Consider the following 1,272-nt stretch of genomic DNA (forward strand, 5'->3'; position numbering starts at 1 on the left):
AGAGCCTGGTGACAAAGGGTTAAATGGTGGCCAGGGTTGGCCCGTAGAGGGCCGGCCCGAGCTTTCTGATATGGCCTTGATGTGACCACTGCGACAACCGGACCCGGAAGCTGTTGACGTTGTCGACACCCACAATCGCGGCCAGTTCCGTGCCCTTCCACGCCCGCCACGGTTGCGCGGCGATCAGTTCCACCACCTTGCCCCGCGCGTCGGCACTGACCAGCTCCGGTAGCGGTGGACCGGCACCCCACCGGCGCGCTGGTGGGATGCCGGCCAGTTCCCGGGTCAACCTCCGTGTCATGTGATGCACTGTGGCCCACCAGATCATCGCCTCGTGATGGGCCGGGTCACGCTCGTAGACCCGCACCAGCCGCCGGTATCGGGTCAGCCACGCGAAACTCCGCTCGACCACCCACCGGCGCGGCAGCACGACGAAACCCTGCACGTCGTCGGTACGTTTCACGATCGACACCGTCAGTGACAGTACGGAATTCGCCCACACTCCGAGCCGACCGCCGTAGCCGCCGTCTGCCCACACCAGGGTGACGGCGGAGAACTTCTCCCGCAGCCGCGCCAGCAGCGGGTGGGCGCCGTCGCGGTCCTGTACCGAGGCCGCGGTGACGATGACCGTCAGCAGCAGCCCGAGGGTGTCGACCGCGATATGCCGTTTCTGCCCCTTGGTCTTCTTGCCCGCGTCGTACCCGCACGCCCCGGCGGACACGGTCTCGGCGGCACGCACGGTCTGGGAATCGATGCATGCGGCGGTGGGCAGTTCACCGCGGCCGAGGGCGGCACGTATCCGGCCGCGGAGCCGTCCGGCCAGGCGTTCGGGCAGGCCACGGTCGGACCAGCGGGTGAAGAACGCGTACACCGCCGGGTACGGCGGGAAATCGACCGGCAGGGCGCGCCACTCGATGCCGTAGCGGGCGACATAGCCGATCGCGTCGAGTGTGGCTCGCAGATCGTGGACCATCGGGCGACCCGACACGCGAACGAGTTCGGTCATCACCGCCCGCGCCTCGCGCTCGAGGACCGCCCATTCGGTGTCGGTGAGATCCGATGGATACGACCGTGTCCGGGCGTGGCATCGGCAGCCCGGTGAGGCACAACCGCTGGCGCTTGGGGGCGTTGGCGTGTAGACAGACAGGCGGGCTCCTGGGCGGCGTTGTGCGTAGACAACACCTCGCTTACCAGGAGCCCGCCTCGTTCACGGGTTGATCGCCCGGACTCTTCTGAACACGCTCCCGCTCAAGGCATCTCGGCGAGCTGGCC

1 pseudogene is annotated in these 1,272 nt (G+C 68.2%); it reads right to left on the reverse strand.

Annotated features, from left to right (window positions below):
• Positions 1–280: 280 nt before the first annotated feature.
• Positions 281–1,147: pseudogene (locus tag AB0L60_RS42465) on the reverse strand (IS5 family transposase); the annotation flags it as partial.
• Positions 1,148–1,272: the final 125 nt, after the last annotated feature.

The sequence above is a fragment of the Nocardia sp. NPDC051981 genome (assembly GCF_040680715.1).
Classification (GTDB): domain Bacteria; phylum Actinomycetota; class Actinomycetes; order Mycobacteriales; family Mycobacteriaceae; genus Nocardia.